Raw genomic sequence first — 3,148 nt, 5'->3', positions numbered from 1 at the left:
GGGCGTGACCTGGTGGTCGGGCAGCTCGCTTGGCGGTTTAGGCATGATACGGACTCCTGAACCTCGGGCTCTGATATTGAGCTTAACTCACTGAGCCGGTGTATGGATTCAGGTTGATACACAGGGCAGGGGATTCGGTGACATCTGTGCTGACCCAAAGCCCCAGGTAACCTGGCATCGATTGGCGGCGTCAAGGTGGAAACCACTCACGGTTGGTTTGCCGCTCGTCCCAGTGGCACCGAGCCATTATACAAGCTCTATGCCGAGAGCTTCCGGGGTGCCGATCACCTGGATATGCTGATTCACGATGCTCAGGTGTGGCTGGAGCGTGTGTTGGTCGACTGATGCACGCCAAGACGGCGCACCGCCGCCCCGGACATCAAAAACGCCTGGCCATATTGGTCAGGCGTTTTTGTTTGGTCTGACCCGGAGTGAAAAGCATCACGGCCACGGATAGCGCCATTGCCGTCTTACTTATCCAGCGAAAAGAAATCCCCGGCACTATCTTCGAAATCGTCGGCGATGCGGATATAGCGTTCAAATGTCTCTTGGCTGCGATGCCCACTTATTCGCTTGATTTGAATATCGCTTTTGCCCCGCAAATGCGCCTCAGTGATGAATCCTGCACGAAAGCTGTGCGGCGAATAGCCTTTCTCCAACAACCCCGCCTTCTCAAGACCCTGCTTCATCCGCAGGTATACGGTATGAGCGCTCAGCCCATCAGAATGCAGATCGCCCTTGATGTTGATGCCGCGAAAGACAGCTTTGCCTTGAATACCCGATGCCCTGAGCCATTCCTCGAGCAGGGTGACGGCGCAATAGCGAGTGTCACTCGGTGCTCGCATGATGCTCTTGGTTTCGATTCTGCCACCTTTGTTGGTCTTGCTCTGATGAAGCGTGATGGTAATGCCTTGTGGGCGCCATTCAATATCGTCAAGTTCCATGGCAACGATCTCGCTGCGGCGAAAGGCACCATAGAAGCAAAGGGCGAACAGGGCGCTGTCTCTCAGGCCATGGAGCGAATGTCGGTCTAGTGCATCGAGTAGTGTATGAAGCTCGCGTAGCCGCAGGGCAGGGGCTGAAGCCTGTCGGCGATCGCGTGTTTTGTTGATTCCCCGCAATACGCTTCTCACGGCCATGGTCTTAACCGGAGATGGCAGGTTCATATAGCGGTGCCACATATGCAACGAGTTGGCATAGCGTGAAAGGGTGGCCGGCTTTTTGCCCAATGCATTCTGGCTGGAGAGGTAATTGGCGATTTGCGTTTCGGTGGCCGGCAGTTGGCCCCCCGCTTGATGATAAATCCGCAGGTCGGCGCGCATGGCACGCACGGTATTGGGCGACACACTTTCCGCCAGTAACCGTCGTGCTTCCGAGGTCAGCCCTTCAGAATGGCCGGTTATGCTTTTCTTGTCGCTGGCTGTGTACGGGTTGTCAGTCGTCTGATGTCGCGGTGATGTCCGTTTCATATTGCCCCCTGTTCTACTACCTGCTTATTCGATGACGTCGCTTCTCCCTCATGCATGGCAGGCATGGGGATTAACCTTTAGCCCGGCTGATTCCTGTGCGCCTGACGCCCATGACGGATACCTGCTGCTGACTACATCAGGAGGTACCAGGTCGAACGCGGCACGGGATGGCCCTCGCTAAGAGGAGGGCAGCCGGAGGGCAACGAGCCGGGCGATAAACGCCTGTGAGAATGCCAAGTCGGGATCTGTTGCGATGGAGTGATTGGCATCACCGCCCATGCTGAGCTGCACCTCGGGTGAACTCGGATTGGCCGTTATCTCGGGGTTGGCGTAGACGTTATCGTTTTCACCCACGGCTGGGAGGTCTGAGGCATCGGGCTCATCGTCAGGGAGATGGCCAGGATAGTCCCGCCTTGCGTCCGCCCCGCGAGACGCCTGACTCAGCGTGACCGAGGCCAGATCATCTGGCAGATCATCCGTGATACGACGGGCATAACGGCGTAGGTAAGGTTCGTTGAGCGCATAGAGGTAGCAGTCGGCATCATCGGTGTCCTCTCGGCGAATGATGCGTCCCAGCACCTGACGGAAATATTGCTCAGTGCGGACGTGGCTCAAGTAGCAACAGACGCGAAGGCGGGGGATGTCGACGCCCTCGCTGACCATGCCAACCGATACAATCCAAGGGGTCTGGGCGTCTCGAAAGGCATTGAGCCGTGCATGGGCATTCGGTGACTTGCTGGTGACCAGGCACACGGTTTGGCCAAGGTCTTCCAGGTGCTCCGCTAGGTCTTCGGCATGCGCAATGTCTGACGCGACCACCAACCCCGCCGCATCGGGATCGTGCTGACGCAACTGCGCCAGCCGCTGGCAACCCAGAGACAACACATGCGCCAGCGGTTCGGTGTGCCTGAGCAATGCCGAGTAACTGACGGCCGGGTGACGCAGCAGGTGAGGGATGCTGGCGTAGTGATGCGTCGCCCGTTGCTGCTCTTTGGGCTGAAACGTCGATAGCTGAATATCGCGGTTGTCGATCAAATGGACACGTGGGTAGCGGCAAACCCGATCCACAATTGCCTCTTGCAACGAGTAGACAAAATCCGGCACCAGCTGATGTTGCTGCGTGGCTGTATCCTGGTCATCTTCTGAAGGGCCATCGTCGCGGGTGGTCTCCATATAGCGAAGCAACGGCAGGCAGCTACCATCCGAGCGCCATGGTGTACCCGAGAGCGCCAAGGTAAAACGCACCAGCCGTTCCAGTGCCAGTAATCCCAATCCCCATTGGTTGGCCCCGGCCATGTTGCCCGTATGACTGGCCGCATGGTGACTTTCATCCCAGACCAACAGCACGCGTCCCTGCCGGCTGAGCTGTTGAAGCTCATTCAGGCGATGATGCAAGGCATGGTAGGTAAAGGCCGCACCGGCCGCGCCCAGGCGTCCGTTCATGGACAGGGAAAACGCATGAAAAACCGCTCTACGACGGGCTTCGTAGCGCTTTACCAGTAGGAGCTAATGTGGCCATCTAACGTCTTTTGCTCATGGATGACCCATGCTGACACCGTCTCTCATGCACCATTTATCGATCGTTCCCGACTTCCGTCAGGCTTGGAAAGTGCAGCATCAGCTATCGGATATCCTGTTTCTGACCGTCTGTGCGGTGATTTGTGGTGCCGAGGGTTGGG

At 57.4% G+C, this 3,148-nt stretch carries 4 protein-coding genes; 2 read left to right on the top strand and 2 right to left on the bottom strand.

Annotation, left to right across the window (positions count from 1 at the left end; translation table 11 throughout):
* Positions 1 to 195 precede the first annotated feature (195 nt).
* The gene (locus tag HF027_RS15360) at positions 196 to 345 is read left to right on the top strand and encodes a hypothetical protein (RefSeq protein WP_425338684.1); all 150 of its coding nucleotides are present in this window, start codon (positions 196 to 198) and stop codon (positions 343 to 345) included.
* A gap of 125 nt (positions 346 to 470) precedes the next feature.
* Here HF027_RS15360 and HF027_RS15355 read toward each other — a convergent pair whose 3' ends face one another.
* A complete protein-coding gene (locus HF027_RS15355; protein WP_245184883.1) occupies positions 471 to 1,469 on the bottom strand; it encodes a site-specific integrase in 999 nt (332 codons plus the stop codon).
* A gap of 177 nt (positions 1,470 to 1,646) precedes the next feature.
* Positions 1,647 to 2,912, bottom strand: a complete 1,266-nt coding sequence (locus HF027_RS15350) for a DEAD/DEAH box helicase (RefSeq protein ID WP_168017139.1) — start codon at positions 2,910 to 2,912, stop codon at positions 1,647 to 1,649.
* A gap of 103 nt (positions 2,913 to 3,015) precedes the next feature.
* On the opposite strand from HF027_RS15350, the gene HF027_RS15345 reads away from it, so the two are divergent.
* Positions 3,016 to 3,148 (top strand): transposase family protein (locus tag HF027_RS15345; RefSeq protein WP_168017049.1); only part of this gene is annotated, 133 nt, incomplete at its 3' end.

The organism is Halomonas salinarum (genome assembly GCF_012062845.1).
GTDB classification, from domain to species: Bacteria; Pseudomonadota; Gammaproteobacteria; order Pseudomonadales; family Halomonadaceae; genus Onishia; species Onishia salinarum.
This window is presented reverse-complemented; position numbering and strand designations above follow the sequence as displayed.